Consider the following 16005-nt stretch of genomic DNA (forward strand, 5'->3'; position numbering starts at 1 on the left):
GCACATTGGGGGATACATTGGGGGATAGAAAATCAGTTGCACTGGCAACTGGATGTTGGTTTTGGCGAAGACTACAATACCACACGCAACAGGCAGGCCGCTCAAAACCTGGCAGTCGTCAGAAAAATAGCCTTAAATATTCTGAAAGCTGATAAAACCAGCAAGGCCAGCCTGAAGGCCAAACGAAAAATGGCTGGTTGGAACCATAAATTTCTGTTAACGCTTATCGCTAATAAAAATTTCTAATGCGTCAGCCCTGGCACCCGGGCATCGTTAACAATGTTGGTATTTAAAGGCACATAACTTTGATTCATGAAATCGGCCTGCACAGTACCGCCTGAAGGCAGGTAAAAAACACTTTTTTGGGTTTTAGCCGCATCAAATTTGTTTGCCCAGCTACCTTTAAAATAAATGGCGTTGATAAGGTACATTATTGCACCATCCGTCGATTTATCTATGATTGTAGCAATTTTACCGTCGGTGGCGTTGCTCACCCAATTATTGATAACATCTTTTGTACCCGCGTTCTTAAAATCTACCGATTCAATCCGGGCGCTATAGTTGGCCTCACTTGTATTTAAAAATGCAGCCATAGGTGTAAAGCCATCGGCATACCAAATGGAGTTAGCGAACTTTAACGTGGTTTTTGAGTCGAGTTGCGGCAGCTCGGTTATCATTTTGTGGTAATAACTATTTACCTGGTCTTCAGTAAAATTGTTAAAATCCATTGTATTGCGAATATCATGCAGGGTTTGGTTAGCTGCTCCATTACTGGTCATGCCAATAGCCATACTCACGCTCAGTGGCGACAGGAAAAGGTTATTATTACCATTCCCGCTCAACGTGGCTTTAAACAGCTTAAGGGAAAATGCATTATCTGCTGCAACTTTTTGCTGCTCTGTAGTGGTCAATACAAGATCTTTACCGGTGTCGGGGTTGCTGTTAATTTTTTTACAGGCACTAATTACAACGAGTGATAAGCTTAGGATGGTAAGTGTTTTACGGATCATAAAGATAGGTTTATATCTACATTACGATAAACTCCCCCCTAAACGTTACACCTGTTTTATTTTTTTGGCGATTGAATGATGGCTACCTCCATATCGTATAATTCCTTATCGCGGGTTGCCTTGTTTAAAAATGCAGGGGCCAGGTGGGTAATTGCATAACTTTTAAAGATTTTTAGCGGCTTTACATTAAACCCTTTCTTAACATACTCCTTCAACAAGCCTGCATCGGCATACAGTATTAATTGATTAGGGAGGTTAGCCATGCCATCCGGGGTGGTTTCTTTAAAAGAAGCCTCCAGGTAAAAGTTAAAATCATCATGAAACTGGCCTGCAGCTACATATACGGGGAGTTTGTCAGGATTATTCCGGCTAATGTAGATAGCCGCCTGGCTGCCTCCCTGGTAAAGCAGCAAGGCCGGGTAAAAGCACAGGTTTAAAAACAGGTTTACAATAAATGATGCCAGCGCTGTTTTAAAAATGGTTTGCTGCATGCCTGTGGAAACGCGGCCGGGCAAAAACAACAGCAACAGCACAAACACCAAAATAATAGCCCCGGTTAGCCAGTTAAAGGCCGATGGCCTAAAAAAGTAACCTAAAGCGCTTATAATAATCAGCATAATTGTTATAACCACTGTTTGGGTGATTTGTATGGCCTTAATGTTTTTAGGAGATGCAAGGCCATAAAGATATTGGGCGGTTATAATGGCAAAAAATGGGAATACGATATTCAGGTAATGCGGCAGCTGAAACTGAGATGCCGAAAATAGTAAAAACGTGATTAAAGCCCCACAGATGCAATACCATTCGTGTGCCTGCACATTTTTCACCCCCTTTTTGATGAACTGGAATACAGCTACAAACAACAAAAGCGACCAGGGCAAAAAGGCCCAAAGCGTGGTATGAACAAAAAACGACGGATCGCCGCTGCCTTTAATGGGCCCGGTATTAAAAAACCTACCAAACTGGCTATCCCAAAAAAAGAATTTAACACCCGATACACCGGTACGGCCAAATACAATCTTTTCGGGATGGAGGTCAAATTGTTGGTAAAGGCACCAAATTTCAGGCAATATAAAAATAAGTACCAGCACTACAGCCAACAACCATCGCCAGTGAAACAGCTGTTTCCATTGCCGGGTAATTAGCAGGTGACCAACAATAGCGCCACCAATGGTGATTAGGGCAAACATCCCTTTTGTCATCACTGCGCAGGCTGTAAACACACAGGCCAGCACCAGGTGCCAGATACTATTGCCGTTCTGTGCCTTATAAAAATGATACACAGCTGCTATAATGAGCCCTGTTAAATAAGCTTCGGCCCGTACATCGGTATTGGATAGGATGATATGCTGGGCGGTAAGTAATATCAACACTGCCCACAACGCTATCTGTTTATGGTATAACGCCTTTGCCAAATAGTAGGTATAAACTGCTCCCATCATTAAAAACAATATAGCGGGTAGTTTATAGGCCCATGTTTTAAAGCCAAAACATTTAAAAAACAAGGCAATTACCCAAAATGGAAAATGCGGTTTATCCAGCCAGTCGCTACCCCAGGCATATAGGTCTGCATAATCATTGCGCAGCACCATGTTTTTGGCAATGGTTGCATAAAGGCTCGGATCCGGGCCCATGATGGTAGTAAACAAGCCAGTGAAATTGATTACAACAGCCATCCCTATAAAAAGGTAAATCCATTTTGTTTGGCTTGTTGCGGTATCTGGGGTCATTTGTGTTGTAAAGATAAAAAAAATGCCAATCGGGCTTTGGTATACATATATGTTAAGCCAAAACATAACAATTTATTAACTCAGCGGTTTTTTCATCATCTTAGCTTAGCACATTAATACATTATAATGCAAAAGCGTACTCCACTATTATTCTTTAGCCTGCTTTGCCTGGCAGCCATTACTTTAAACGCCCAAACTCGGGTTAAAAAAGCGGTATTTATTATTGCCGATGGCATTCCTGCCGATGTTATCGAAAAACTAAATACGCCCAATCTTAAACTAATAGCCGCGCAGGGCACTTATTTGCGGGCGCATGTTGGTGGCGAAAAAGGCGGCTACTCGCAAACACCTACCATATCTGCCAACGGCTACAACAGCCTGCTTACTGCTACCTGGGTTAATAAGCACAACGTTTGGGGCAACGATATTAAAGCGCCTAACTACAACTACTGGAACATTTTCCGGATGTTTAAAAATGCCTACCCCAATAAAAAAACCGCCATATTTTCAAGCTGGGCCGATAACCGCACCAAACTCATTGGCGATAACCTGCCCGAAGCCGGCAACATTCACCCGAATTATGCTTATGATGGATACGAATTGGATACCGTTAAATTCCCGCACGATAAAGCCGGTAATTATATGCACCTGATAGATGAGCAAGTGGCATCTTCGGCAGCCACCTGCATTAAAGATAAAGCGCCCGATTTATCATGGGTGTACCTGGAATATACAGACGATATGGGGCACCGTTACGGCGATAGCCCCCAATATTATGATGCTATCGAAAAAATGGATGCCCAGGTAGGCCGCATCTGGCAAGCTATTCAATATCGCCAAAAAAACTTTAAAGAGGATTGGGTGATATTTGTAACTACAGACCATGGCCGTGATGAGCAAACCGGTAAAGGCCATGGCGGCCAAACCACACGCCAACGCAGCACCTGGATGGTAACCAGCTACAGGCCTTTAAATAATTACGCTAAGTATTATACCCCCGGTATTGTGGATATTACCCCATCCATCAATAGCTTTTTAAATGTAAAAGTACCTGAAGCACAATTGCGCGAGGTAGATGGAATTTCGCTCATCGGCGCGGTGTCTGTGGCCCAGCCCGAAGCCAATTTAATTCAGGGTGCACTTGATGTAAGCTGGAAAGCCATGAATGGCAAAGGCAAGGTAAAGATATGGGTAGCCGCTGCCAATAATTATAAAGAAGGCAAAGCCGATGAATATAAATTATTGGCCGAAGTACCGGTTACTACCGAACATGCTTTAATCGATGTAAAAAACATGCCATCTAACTTTTACAAGGTTGTTATTGAAGGCGAATTGAATACAGTGAACCGCTGGGTGGTTGTTAAATAGGCCATAAAGATAGGAACGTTATTATCTAAAAATTTAAACTTCAACACCCCTTAAATGAGCACACGCAGAAACTTCATAGGCACAAGCCTTACCGGCATGGCGGCTTTAACTTTATTACCGGCTGTTAACTCATTCGCCAATACAGACAACAGCTATCTGCGCGGCCGTAAAAGCAAACTCAAGCTGCGCTTTGCACTCGTGTCTGATATTCACTATGGCCAGCCCGGCACCGAGTTTGCTGCCAACACGGGCAATATGGTTAAGTGGCTTAACCAGGACCACGATAAAAATCACCTGGATATGGTGATTATAAACGGCGACCTGGTACATAACCGCCCCGACCTGCTGCCAGAAATTAAATCGCGATATTTTGATARACTAAGTGTGCCCTATCATACCATACCGGGCAATCATGACTTTGCCGATGCCTCGATTTGGAAAAGCAGCTTTGGTTACGAGGATAAGTACACCGTTGAGTTTGGCGATATCGGTTTTGTACTGGCCAACACTGCCGATACCAAGGGAAGCTACATTTGCCCCGACAATGTATTTATAAAAGCTGCTCTTGATAAGTTTACCGATAAAAAAATTGTATTAGTTGTGCTGCACATCCCGCCGATAAACTGGAATAAAAACGATGTATTTGTGGATTGCCCCGAAACTATTGAGTTACTTCATCAGTATCCCAACGTAAAAGCCGCATTTCATGGGCACGATCACCTGTTGGACGGTGTGCGTTATACGGGCAACAAGTTTCCTCATTTTTTCGACTCCCATATTGGCGGCAACTGGGGTACCGACTACAAGGGATACCGGATAGTGGAGATAGATGAGCAAAACGCTATTTATACCTACCAGGTAAATGCCAGCCAAAACCCAGTACTGAATTCAAATAAGTTTTAATCTTCCGCGAGGTTAGGGCAGCGTTACCCGTGGGCAAACCTGGCCAAAGCCAATGGCTTCGCAGTTCAGCTGAAAGCTGAAACCATCATGGTCACGGGTTAAAACCCCACAACAGTTAGCGCTAACGGAATAAGCTTATCGCGTCGGGAAGATATAAGCCTCAACCGATACCTTGTTTTTGTTGCTGATACTGGTTAAATGATCCAGGTACCAAAGGGACCTGGATGGGCCAACAACAGGCACAAATATTGGGATGCGCCTAAATTGCGCTCAGTTTAGTGTTAACCATGATAAAATACAAAACATTGATTATCAAATATTTATAAAAAATATATTTGAAATGTGTTAAGTTATGTTAACCTTATCTCCCGCGAGGTTAGCGTAGCGCAACTCGTGGGTAAACCTGGCCAAAGCCTGTGGCTTCGCGGTTTAGCTAAAAGCTGAAACCATATCGGTAACGGGTTAAAACTCCACAACAGTTAGCCCCGTAACAGTCGGTTAAATTCTTAACTCTTGACTCTATTCCTCACAAGGATATTTCAACCCCAACTGTGCTCTCGCCCTATCTATCATATCAATCATTTGGCGGGACATCCGGTGCGGTACTATCGGGCTTTCTGTTAGCCCGCTCCTTATCAAATTACAAAAGTGTTCCAGTTCGTAGTTTAAACCTCCGGCCGTATATGGCTCATTGATTTCAACCGAACGGCCATCCAAATAATCAATGGTAGCGATTGCCGGGTTCCACCAGTTTTTGTGAATGGTAACGTGCCCAAGCGGACCAGCTATCAGCGCATCACCTTTACCATGCAAATCAAAACCCGCATACAACTGTGAATACCCGCCTTTGTGCATCGTCTGGAATATAGCAAACATATCGATCCCTGTTTGCCCAAATCGCCCCATGGTTTGTACATCCTGCAAATCGCCAAGCCAGTCTATAGCCAAAAAGGCTTCGTAAATACCTATACCCATTAAGCTGCCGCCAACAAGTTCAAGATTATAATTTGGATGATCGGGCGGGCAATCAGCAACAGCCGACCCGGCACGTACATAACCGGCCGGCCCAATGGGATCTGTTGCCAGGTATTCTTTTAATTTGGTATATAAAGGGTAAAAGGGCGGTTTCATTCCCTCCATAAATAATAAGCCTGTTGCCTTAACCACTTCCAAAACCTCATCAAGTTCGGCTAAGTTTACGGTGGCTGGTTTCTCGCAAAGCACATGCTTCCCGGCCTTAAGGGCAGCAATGCTGTATGCTGCATGGCTATCCGGCAGGGTTGCAATATAAACGGCATCAATATCACTTGCCAGTAAATCGTCAATACTATAGCAGGCCATCCCCCCATACTTGCTTACAAAATCATCAACCGTAACGGCACGCCTTGAGTACGAGGCCACCAACACAACACCATCAACCGCCGCAAAGCCCTGCATAAACCTTTGGGCTATCCGCCCGCAGCCAATAATGCCCCATTTGATCATAATAGTTTTATAGGTTATAAGTTGTACGTTGTACGTTTTATGTTGTACGTTATTAATAGCAAATATATATAATACAAAACCCGCAAACTGATGAGTTTACGGGTTTTGTATTGCTTACGGTGTAACGTACTACATATTTAGCTATGGCACGTAAAACGTCTCACTTACAACCTATTGATACTGAATATAAATAGGATACGGTTTGTATCTTGATAAAACCTCCTCTGGTGTTAGCATGTGGTGAGGGGCTTTTTTGATGTCGTTTTTGTAAAACAATTTAAAGCCTGTAAACTGTACCGGCTCCTGGTTAATAAAATAGCGGTATGTACCCGTTTTCAAATCAGGTTCGCCCCAGCCGTCCATATCCATTACCAGCTGTACTTCTGGGTGTAACTTGATGTTTTTGTAATTGGTTACCATTTTTTTGGTAAAGCGGTGAACTATTAAAATTTTAGCCGGCAGGCCGTTCTTTTTCACAATTTTTGCCAGGTGGTCTGATACGAAGTTGATATCCGCCGCATCATAAGTCCCGATTTTACGACCAGGCTTGCTGCCATCTTTCATCGAAAACTCAGGGTCCATACCAAAGTGTACCTGTGGCATCGCCAGATATTTATCTAATAAAGGCAACTCGGCCTGTATATTACTCAAAGCAACTTGCACATCCAAAAACACAATGGCATGCGCTTTTTTTGCCAATACCAACACACTGTCAATTTGTTTAAACGGCATCCGGTAGCGGAATTTACCATCTTTACCGCCATCGCCTTGTGCTACTACTGCAATATAGTGTAACGCAGGTTGCACCGGTGTTTTGGGATCGGCCTTTTCCCAATTTTTTACTTCGCCTTTTAATTTGGCAAGCATTTCCTTTGGAGGTAATTCGCCCAAAATACCCATCTTTTTGCTGTATAGGTTACCGTAAAAAGCTACTACGCGTTTAAATGGCAAAATAGCGCCGCCCACAGGATACGGTGTGTTTTTAACCGGCCATCTGCCTGTAGTATCGCCATGGGCATTAAATTTCATCAACGAATCGTACAGTTTTTTATCTATCGGCGGGTATTCCGATTTTTTAACACTAAGCGTATCAGCAGCTTCGGCTTTGGCCGAATCGGTTTTAGCGACGTTTTTTTTATTATCTGTTTTTCCGGTTTTGTCGTTTTGCGAACAGCCCGGTAATAGTATAATAGACGATAAGAGCAGGGTGGCAGATAGTAGGACGTTTTTTAATTTCATGTGTCTTCGAAGTTCGGTAAATGGCAGGTGTATGTAAGATGTATTGTAAATTCAAACTAATTTTCAGCTACTTATAAAGCAATAAAAGCCGCTTTAGTTTGCGGCAAATATAAATATTGATAATTAATTACCTTTAAGTTTATGAAACTTTCCAAAAACCCCAAGTGGCAGTTTTGCCCCCGCGGTGGCCTGCAGGTAAAGCTCGCCAATTTCAAGGTTTTGAACCTTCGGGAAAGCGCTTTTTATCAGGTTTTCGATAATTACCGATGAAAAACCAAGCGAATAAGTATTCAGAATCAGGAAATGTTCTTCCGGATCAAGTAACTGCATCACATCGGCCATCATCTCGTTAATATTATCTTCCAGCTTCCATTTTTCGCCGTTAGGGCCATTGCCATAAGCAGGTGGGTCAAGTATAATGCCGTTATATTTTTTGCCGCGCTTTAATTCGCGCTTTACAAATTTAAGCGCATCTTCAACCACCCAGCGGATATTACTTAAACCCGATATCTCCTGGTTTTCATTAGCCCAGGTAACTACCTGTTTAATAGAATCCACGTGCGTGGTATCGGCACCGGCTGCCTGCGCAATGAGCGATGCCCCGCCCGTATAAGCAAACAGATTGAGTACTTTGGGCTGCGGGGTTTTAAAACGCTTAATGTTTTGGGTTATGTAATCCCAGTTAACAGCCTGCTCCGGAAAAATACCCAGGTGTTTAAACGAAGTTAAACCCAGGCGAAATTTAATGGCTGCATCATTGTTCTTGTATTCAATGTGCCAGCGGTCGGGCGTTTTCTGGTCTTTTTTCACCCAGTCACCCGCCGTAGCCGACCGTCCCTTAAATTTTATATGGTGTAAGCGCTGCCACTCAGATGCCGGCAGGCCTTTGCTCCAAACCGCCTGCGGCTCGGGACGTATTAATATAATATTCCCAAAACGCTCCAGCTTTTCAAAATCGCCGCAATCAATCAGCTCGTAATCTTTCCAGTGCGTTGGGGTAAGTAGTTGAATCATTCTTTTTAGATTTGAGTATCAAGTAGTAAGTAGTAAGACCGCTGCACTTGCATGGCGCAAATTTAGTATCTTTTTTTGGATAGAAGATTGGTGCAGGGAAATGCATTCCAATCAATTTTAAATTCCGACAAACATCCGGGTAATTGATACTAAATAACAAGACTTTTTTGAAAGCCGCGAATCATCTTTTGAATTTCGTTGATTTGAGTGCACACCATGTCTTGTGCTTCTTGTGTAACATAACCAAATTCTTTTGCGATAATGAATTGGGTTTCGAGTTCAAAAGATGAACCTAATGCTATATTTAGAAATTGATATAATTCCTTATTTGACTTTCTGCCGCAACCTTCTGCAATATTTGATGGAATCGAAATGGCTGCCCGAACCATTTGCGATATCAAACCGTACTTTTCTTCGGAAGGAAACGCCCTGCACGTTTGAAATGTAATTTTGGATACTTCAATACCTGCCTTCCAAACCTTTAACTCTTTAAAATTGTGCATATTTTTTTGTACCAAGTAGTAAGTATCAAAACGGCTGCCCTCGTGTGATATGAAGTTTGTGCCAATTAAAAATAGTGTATTGGCAATTAATTCAAATTAACCAATCAAAAAATCTTGATATTTACTACTAAGTACTTGATACTCGTAAAAAAATCTTACTACTTACTACTTGATACTTACTACTAATCAAAGCTTTGCTTTCGCTGCCCTCATAAACCGGCTGGCAAATACAAAGTCGTTAAGTTCTTTGTTGTCGGTGTGGGCAATTTCTTTGTTGCTTCCCTCCCACCATTTTTTACCCTGGTGCAGGAAAACAATATGGTCGCCTATACCCATTACAGAGTTCATATCGTGTGTTACTACAACTGTGGTCATGTTATACTCTACGGTAAGCTCGCTGATTAAGTCATCTATCAGGATAGAAGTTACCGGGTCGAGACCCGAGTTTGGCTCATCAACAAAAAGGTATTTGGGTTGCATAGATATGGCACGGGCAATACCCACACGCTTTTTCATCCCGCCGGATAGTTCTGATGGGTAAAGCATATTTTTACCCGCAAGGTTAACACGCTCCAGGCAAAAGTTAGCCCGGTCGCGTTTCTCAGCGCGTGTTTGGTTGGTGAACAGATTAAGCGGGAACATGATATTCTGCTCTACCGTCATACTATCAAACAAAGCCGAGTTTTGAAAAAGCATGCCTATGTGCGTTCGGATGGGTACGCGCTGCTCAAAGCCCATGTCGGTAAAGTTTTCACCGTTAAAAAGCACATCACCCTTTGTTGGTTCGTGCAGCCCAACAATACATTTTAATAATGTTGTTTTTCCGGATCCTGATCCTCCTATTATAAGGTTGTTGATGCCGGGTTCAAAAGTGGAGCTGATGCCTTTAAGTACTTCGTTTTCTCCGAATTTTTTATAGATGTCTTGTATTTCTATCATAGGAAGAGGCGGGAGATAATTAAATCGAACATGAGTATCATTACGCAGCTAAATACAACCCCGCGTGTTGCCGCCTGGCCTACTTCAAGGGCCCCCCCTGATGTGTAAAAGCCCTGGTAACTGCATATGGTGGTAATAATAAAGCCAAATACAACTGCTTTAACCATACATACGGTAATAATTACGGTGTTAAAGCCATCGGGTAAGCCAATCAGGAAATCATCAGTTGTAACTTCGCTTGATGTAAAGCAGGCGATGTAGCCACCTATAAAACCCAACAGTATAGATACGATTACCAGCAGCGGAAACATGGTAACACCTGCTATTACCTTCGGTGATATCAGGTAACCTGGCGCATTTACACCCATTATCTCCAAAGCATCTATCTGCTCGGTAACGCGCATGGTGCCTATTTGCGATGCCATGCTTGAACCAATACGACCGGCCAGCACCAGCGATGATATAGTTGGGCTAAATTCCAAAACCATACTATCGCGGGTGATACCACCTACAACCGATTTGGGAATTAAAGGAGAGATTAACTGAAAAGCTGTTTGAATAGTTACCGCTGCGCCAATAAAAACCGAGATGATCATGATGATGCCCAAAGAGCCAATACCGGCCGACACCATCTCGCGCATTACCTCGGCCCAGTACACCGAAAATTTTTCGGGTTTTCGAAAACTTAAACGTAATAAAAGTATATATCTGCCTAAACTTTGAATCATAGGTATATGTTAAAAATTGGATAAAATTACATTTTTAAATTTAGCATCCCAGCCGCTATTGTTTAATTGCCTAAAATAGGCGGTTTTTGCAAGCTATTAATACAGCTTACGTAATTTAGTGCCGTAAAGCTTTTAAAACAACAAAAAAACTTGCGCCGCTAAGCCCGACGCTGCAATAACGAACATTTAACTAAAAAAATATAGCACATCATCATGAAAAACGCCCTCATCACCGGTTCAACAAAAGGCATGGGCCGCGCCATTGCTGTGGCCTTCGCTAATGAAGGATTAAACGTGGCAATTTGTTCACGAAATGAAAAAGAATTATTTGAATTCGCGGATTTGCTTAACAGATCAAACCCTGGCATTAAAGTTTTTGCGCAAGTTGCAGATGGCAGTGATAAGGCCCAGCTGCTGGCCTTCGCCACCGCCGCGCAGCAGGAACTTGGTTTTATTGATGTTGTAGTAAATAACCTGGGCACTTTTATCCCATCGAGCATATTGGACGATGCCGACGACACATTTGATAAACAGCTAAAAACCAACTTGATGCCAACTTACGAGCTTTATCGCTTTTTTGGCAAAACCATGATGGCTGCACATAAGGGGCATTTTTTTAATATCTGCTCGGTAGCTGCATTAAACCCCGTTGTACAAGCGGGCAGCTATAGCATAACCAAATACGCGTTGTTAGGCTTAACAAAAATAATGAGGCTTGAAACGCAGGAGCATGGCGTAAAGGTAACGGCAATAATCCCAGGATCAACCTTAACTGATTCATGGAAGGATGCTGTTGTTGATAAAAACACCATGGTTTTGCCCGAAGACATAGCATCGGCAATCATCAATATTTACAGGATGAGCCCCGGCGCCAATGTAGACGAGATTATCATTAAACCTGCGCCAGGCCAGTTGTAGGTGTTGGTTTTAAGTATTGAGTTTTGAGTATTGGGTTTAAAAGTAGCTGGCTAAAACTCAAATACTCGACTCACCACTCACTACTCACCACTCAAAACTTTTTCACCGCTGAAACACGGCAGTTCACCGACTTGTTGCCCCTGCTAACCTATAATATATAGGCGTTTTGAGCCACCATATATACCTTTATATCATCAAACAATCACAACTGAACGATATTTAAATAAAATTATGGAAAAGAAACTTTACCGGGATGAATACCGGAAGAAAATAGGCGGCGTTTGCGCCGGCCTGGCCGAGTACTTTGATATGGATGTTGCTATTATACGCGCACTATTTGTACTCACCTTTATATTTATGGGCACCGGCTTTATGGCCTATATCGTATTGTGGATAGTTATACCAAACAAAGGCGTAGGCTATTTTAACCCCAATGTCGATTATCGTGTACCGCCACAACAGCCGTTTACTCCTTTTGACGCCAATAGACCGGCAAGTCCTGGTGCTCCTTTTGAGCCGGTATTCCCAAAAAAAACATCAACACCTGCTGGTATCATTTTTGGCTGCATCCTTATATTTTTCGGCGCAGTGTTCCTGTTTCATGAATTAGGTATCTTTCGTTTCTGGCATGTAGCAAGGCTATGGCCCGCAATTCTTGTAGTTGGTGGCCTGGCGATGATCGCATCCGGACAAAAGAGGCAGCCATGGGAAAAAGAAGGCTGGCAAAATACAACTGCTGAACCCGAAGCAAACACAACTGAACAGCCGCTGAACACCGAAGAGAAAAAAGACGATAATTTTAACAACACCCCTCCAATTATATAAAACCATGAAAACCGACAGACTTATTCCCGGAACAATCCTGGTATGCATAGGAGCCATATTCCTGCTCCATAACTTCCATATTTTCCATTTTCAATGGATGAATATACTTTACCTGTGGCCTATATTTTTAATTATAGGTGGCGTAAACCTGGTATTTGCGGGTAATCGGTCGCCTTTGGCAACAGTGGTAAAACTGGCCGTAATAATTGGTGGGTTCTCGCTGCTGCTATTTGGCAACTTTGGTAACCGCTATCATTTTTGGCCCACTACTTTTATCAACTTTGATGACGACCATGATAACGGCAACAACGATGACAGCGACAGCACAAATACCGATCATGGTGTAACAAAAATTGAAGGCAGCAGCACTTTTAATAAAGATTATACCCCGGATGCTAGGCTGGCACGACTGAATATTAGCGGAGGAGCTACCACTTATACGCTGAACGATACCACCAACCAGCTATTTAAGGCCGAAACAAAGGAGTTTTACGGCAAATATGAATTCACTAACGATTTGGTAGATTCGGTTTATGTATTAAACCTTAGAATGAAAAGCAATAACAAGGATTGGCACTTTGATTCGGACGATAACAAATCAAACACCGCCGATATCAAACTAAACCCAAACCCTATCTGGGATATTAATGTAGAAACAGGCGCAACAAAAGTAAATTTTGATTTGAGTAAATTTAAAATAAAAAGTGTAACTTTAAAAGGCGGCGCAGCATCATTTGACGTGAAACTTGGAATGCCTTTAGTAAGTACAAATGTAGAGATTGCAACAGGCATGTCTGAAAGTACTATCAATGTGCCAAAAGAGGCAGCCTGTAGTATTGAGGCCAATACAGGTTTATCTTCAAATAAGTTTGAAGGTTTTACCAAAAAAGATGATAATACTTACGAAACAGAAGGCTTCAGTTCGGCAAAAAACAAGATCATCATTCACATAAGTGGTGCCCTGGCCGATTTTAAAGTGAACCGTTATTAAACCTGCCCAACCATTACCGGGACAGAACTAATATATATTCTATTAACCGCTTCATGAAAATGAGGCGGTTTTTTTTGTCGTAGAAATTTTTAAGCGACCTGCGGATGCCAAAAAACAGTAACCTTTTTTATGTCGAATTTTTTACGCGCCTGGGCCAGATCATAATTTTCCTGTGCGTGCAGCCAAAACTCAGGTGTTGTATTAAAGGCCGCGCTCAGGCGCAATGCCATATCTGAGCTAATACTTTGTTTACCATTAATTATAGCCGATAATGTTTTACGGGTTGTTCCCAGGCCGGTGGCAACCTGCTCAACTGTTAATTTCCTTCCGGTTTCTTCCCTTATCCCTTCAAGGGTTTCACGTATTAATTCGCCCGGGTGGGCTGGGTCAAACATCTGCATTTTTTTTCTCCTTGTTAATGGTAATCTAAATAATCAACTTCAAAAGCGTCTTCAGCAATAAACTGAAATATGACTCGGTAATTTTTATCAACTTTTACGGCCCAAAAGCCTTTAAATTCGCCGCTTAACTGATGTAGTCCATATCCCGGAACATTCATATCAGCTATAGTTTTTGCAGCGTGTAAACGGGTAAGGATTAATCTGATCTTACTTACGTGTTGAGCATTTAACCTTGAAGCATCCCCTTTTTCGAAAAATAGCCGCAAGCCCTTATGCCGAATGCTGATAATCATTTACAAATGTAACGAGAAACGTTGCAGGTGTCAATCTTTTGATAATAAATATTCATCTCTCACCCCTCTGTCATTAAACCACCACCTATATTTAAATATGTTAAATTGAAAACCATATGCTCAAAAAATAAGTTTATTTTACGGCATAATTCAACTACCATGAAACCGAACTACCTAATATTGATAATTAGCCTATTTATAACTGCACATGTGCAAGCCCAGGATGTGTTAAAAGGATCGGTTTATGAAAAAAGTAAAAACGAAAAACTGGCCAATGTTTTTGTAAAAGATGTTACCAACAAACAGATCACGATTACCGATAACAATGGCAATTTCAGCATTCGCACAGCAACGGGCCATACACTAATATTCAACGCACCGGGCTATGTATCAGATACGTTGTACATCACTGATATGAGGCCAAAACGGGTAGATATGATATCGCAAACCATATCGCTAAGGCAGGTGAACGTAAGCGCTACCAAAGAAGCATTCGACCCGCATAAAGAATATCCCGAGGTTTACACCAAAAGCAAAGTATTTGTAATGTCGCCATCAACCTGGTTCAGTAAAGAGGGAAAGGATGCGAGACGCTTAAAAAGATATTTCCAGCGTGCTGAAGAAGAGCAGCAAATTGACGAAGCATTTAACGTAGATTATGTAAAAAGTGTGATACCATTACGGGGTGCCGAACTGGAAAACTTCATGTCGTTATATCGCCCAAGCTATGCTTTCCTCAAAAACAACAATGCCCCAAGTATGACGGCCTATATCAACGATGCTTATAAGAAATACAAGGCCTTGCCTGCCAATAAAAAAGCTTTACCTCAACTGGCGCCGGCACCGGGCAGTTTGCAGTAGGCAGTTTATAATCGATCAGAGACTTACTAAGTTTTTGAAACTTAGTAAGTCTTAATAATCCGCGCTCAATCAACCTCCACCGCCAGATTCCCGCTGATGATCTTTTGGTAAAGCAACTCTATTTGGCTTTTCAATATCCTGTCTTCTGATAGTTCCGGCAGGTTATCGATATCAAAATATTCAACACCCAGCATGTCAAACCCTTTGTTAACAGCGGTTGACACTGCTTTACAGTGAAACACCATTTTGTAAACGTAAAAGGGCTGCGGCGGGTGGGGGTGCATTTTTTTGTCAAATACCGCCAATAATCTATCGGCAACTACCTCCAGCCCGGTTTCTTCTTCAAATTCTTTAACAATCACTTCTTTGGCACTGTAACCCACATCGGCCCAGCCACCCGGCAGGCTCCATTTGCCATCTGCGCTTTCCTTAGCCAGCAATATTTTACMCTCGGTATTTAATAACATCCCGCGTACATCAACTTTAGCTGTAGGGTAATCATGTGGCATCGGAAAGTTAAGCTTAATATCATCTATCCCCCAACCAGTAACATTATCCAGCATTTCAATTGCAATATGTTGTAACTCGGCATAACGTTCAATATCATACTCGTTTTTAGCATACAGCAAGCCCACATCGGCCACCGAACGCAGGCGGGTTATAAGGGTTAAAAGTTCGGTATTGTTCATCAAATTAAATTATAAGAGAAAAAAGGTTATGCTGAATTTATTTCAGCATCTCATATGACAGGTGGCCAACTTAATGAGTGTTTAGCACGCGGGATTCCCAAATAGTTC

Annotated in this window: 18 protein-coding genes; 7 read left to right on the forward strand and 11 right to left on the reverse strand. The window is 42.3% G+C overall.

The window, feature by feature from the left end; genetic code table 11:
- Positions 1-246, forward strand: a 246-nt coding sequence (locus AC1DU2_RS20735) for a transposase (RefSeq protein WP_477386532.1), incomplete at its 5' end; no start/stop codon positions are given.
- Here AC1DU2_RS20735 and AC1DU2_RS20740 read toward each other — a convergent pair.
- The gene (locus AC1DU2_RS20740) at positions 243-1010 is read right to left on the reverse strand and encodes a serpin family protein (RefSeq protein ID WP_477386534.1); all 768 of its coding nucleotides are present in this window, start codon (positions 1008-1010) and stop codon (positions 243-245) included. The genes AC1DU2_RS20735 and AC1DU2_RS20740 overlap by 4 nt on opposite strands.
- A 56-nt stretch (positions 1011-1066) precedes the next feature.
- Positions 1067-2740, reverse strand: a complete 1674-nt coding sequence (locus AC1DU2_RS20745; protein ID WP_477386536.1) for an ArnT family glycosyltransferase — start codon at positions 2738-2740, stop codon at positions 1067-1069.
- Positions 2741-2866: 126 nt separating this feature from the next.
- On the opposite strand from AC1DU2_RS20745, the gene AC1DU2_RS20750 reads away from it, so the two are divergent.
- The gene (locus AC1DU2_RS20750; protein WP_477386538.1) at positions 2867-4108 is read left to right on the forward strand and encodes an alkaline phosphatase family protein; all 1242 of its coding nucleotides are present in this window, start codon (positions 2867-2869) and stop codon (positions 4106-4108) included.
- A 54-nt stretch (positions 4109-4162) separates the two neighbouring features.
- Positions 4163-5011: a metallophosphoesterase family protein gene (locus AC1DU2_RS20755; protein ID WP_477386540.1), complete on the forward strand. Its 849-nt coding sequence runs from the start codon at positions 4163-4165 to the stop codon at positions 5009-5011.
- 519 nt (positions 5012-5530) lie between these two features.
- Here AC1DU2_RS20755 and AC1DU2_RS20760 read toward each other — a convergent pair.
- The 6 genes from AC1DU2_RS20760 to AC1DU2_RS20785 form a co-directional block, all read right to left on the reverse strand.
- The gene (locus AC1DU2_RS20760; protein WP_477386542.1) at positions 5531-6496 is read right to left on the reverse strand and encodes a Gfo/Idh/MocA family protein; all 966 of its coding nucleotides are present in this window, start codon (positions 6494-6496) and stop codon (positions 5531-5533) included.
- Between the two features lie 171 nt (positions 6497-6667).
- The gene (locus AC1DU2_RS20765) at positions 6668-7735 is read right to left on the reverse strand and encodes a hypothetical protein (protein ID WP_477386544.1); all 1068 of its coding nucleotides are present in this window, start codon (positions 7733-7735) and stop codon (positions 6668-6670) included.
- Positions 7736-7858: 123 nt separating this feature from the next.
- Positions 7859-8749, reverse strand: coding sequence for a class I SAM-dependent methyltransferase (locus AC1DU2_RS20770; RefSeq protein ID WP_439699112.1), 891 nt, complete (start codon positions 8747-8749; stop codon positions 7859-7861).
- Between the two features lie 149 nt (positions 8750-8898).
- Positions 8899-9252, reverse strand: coding sequence for a four helix bundle protein (locus tag AC1DU2_RS20775; RefSeq protein WP_477359100.1), 354 nt, complete (start codon positions 9250-9252; stop codon positions 8899-8901).
- Positions 9253-9438: 186 nt separating this feature from the next.
- A complete protein-coding gene (locus tag AC1DU2_RS20780; protein WP_477386546.1) occupies positions 9439-10191 on the reverse strand; it encodes an ABC transporter ATP-binding protein in 753 nt (250 codons plus the stop codon).
- Positions 10188-10919, reverse strand: coding sequence for an MlaE family ABC transporter permease (locus tag AC1DU2_RS20785; protein ID WP_477359094.1), 732 nt, complete (start codon positions 10917-10919; stop codon positions 10188-10190). Before AC1DU2_RS20785 ends, AC1DU2_RS20780 begins: the two co-directional genes overlap by 4 nt.
- Before the next feature lie 213 nt (positions 10920-11132).
- Between AC1DU2_RS20785 and AC1DU2_RS20790 the strand changes: the two genes are divergently transcribed.
- From AC1DU2_RS20790 to AC1DU2_RS20800, 3 genes are all read left to right on the forward strand, one after another.
- Positions 11133-11837, forward strand: coding sequence for an SDR family oxidoreductase (locus tag AC1DU2_RS20790; protein WP_477386548.1), 705 nt, complete (start codon positions 11133-11135; stop codon positions 11835-11837).
- 231 nt (positions 11838-12068) lie between these two features.
- Entirely contained in the window at positions 12069-12662 is a 594-nt protein-coding gene (locus tag AC1DU2_RS20795) for a PspC domain-containing protein (protein WP_477359087.1), read from the forward strand.
- Between the two features lie 4 nt (positions 12663-12666).
- Entirely contained in the window at positions 12667-13653 is a 987-nt protein-coding gene (locus AC1DU2_RS20800) for a LiaI-LiaF-like domain-containing protein (protein WP_477386550.1), read from the forward strand.
- A gap of 89 nt (positions 13654-13742) precedes the next feature.
- Here the strand turns inward: AC1DU2_RS20800 and AC1DU2_RS20805 are convergent, their stop codons facing one another.
- Positions 13743-14054 (reverse strand): HigA family addiction module antitoxin, encoded by a 312-nt coding sequence (locus AC1DU2_RS20805; RefSeq protein ID WP_477386552.1) that lies wholly within the window; start codon positions 14052-14054, stop codon positions 13743-13745.
- Between the two features lie 14 nt (positions 14055-14068).
- A complete protein-coding gene (locus tag AC1DU2_RS20810; RefSeq protein ID WP_477386554.1) occupies positions 14069-14347 on the reverse strand; it encodes a type II toxin-antitoxin system RelE/ParE family toxin in 279 nt (92 codons plus the stop codon).
- Between the two features lie 159 nt (positions 14348-14506).
- Here AC1DU2_RS20810 and AC1DU2_RS20815 point away from each other — a divergent pair, with 159 nt between their 5' ends.
- Entirely contained in the window at positions 14507-15208 is a 702-nt protein-coding gene (locus tag AC1DU2_RS20815; RefSeq protein WP_477359081.1) for a carboxypeptidase-like regulatory domain-containing protein, read from the forward strand.
- 65 nt (positions 15209-15273) lie between these two features.
- On the opposite strand, the gene AC1DU2_RS20820 is transcribed toward AC1DU2_RS20815, so the two are convergent.
- Entirely contained in the window at positions 15274-15897 is a 624-nt protein-coding gene (locus AC1DU2_RS20820) for an NUDIX hydrolase (protein ID WP_477386556.1), read from the reverse strand.
- Between the last annotated feature and the right edge of the window lie 108 nt (positions 15898-16005).

The organism is Mucilaginibacter sp. P4_C11 (genome assembly GCF_056402115.1).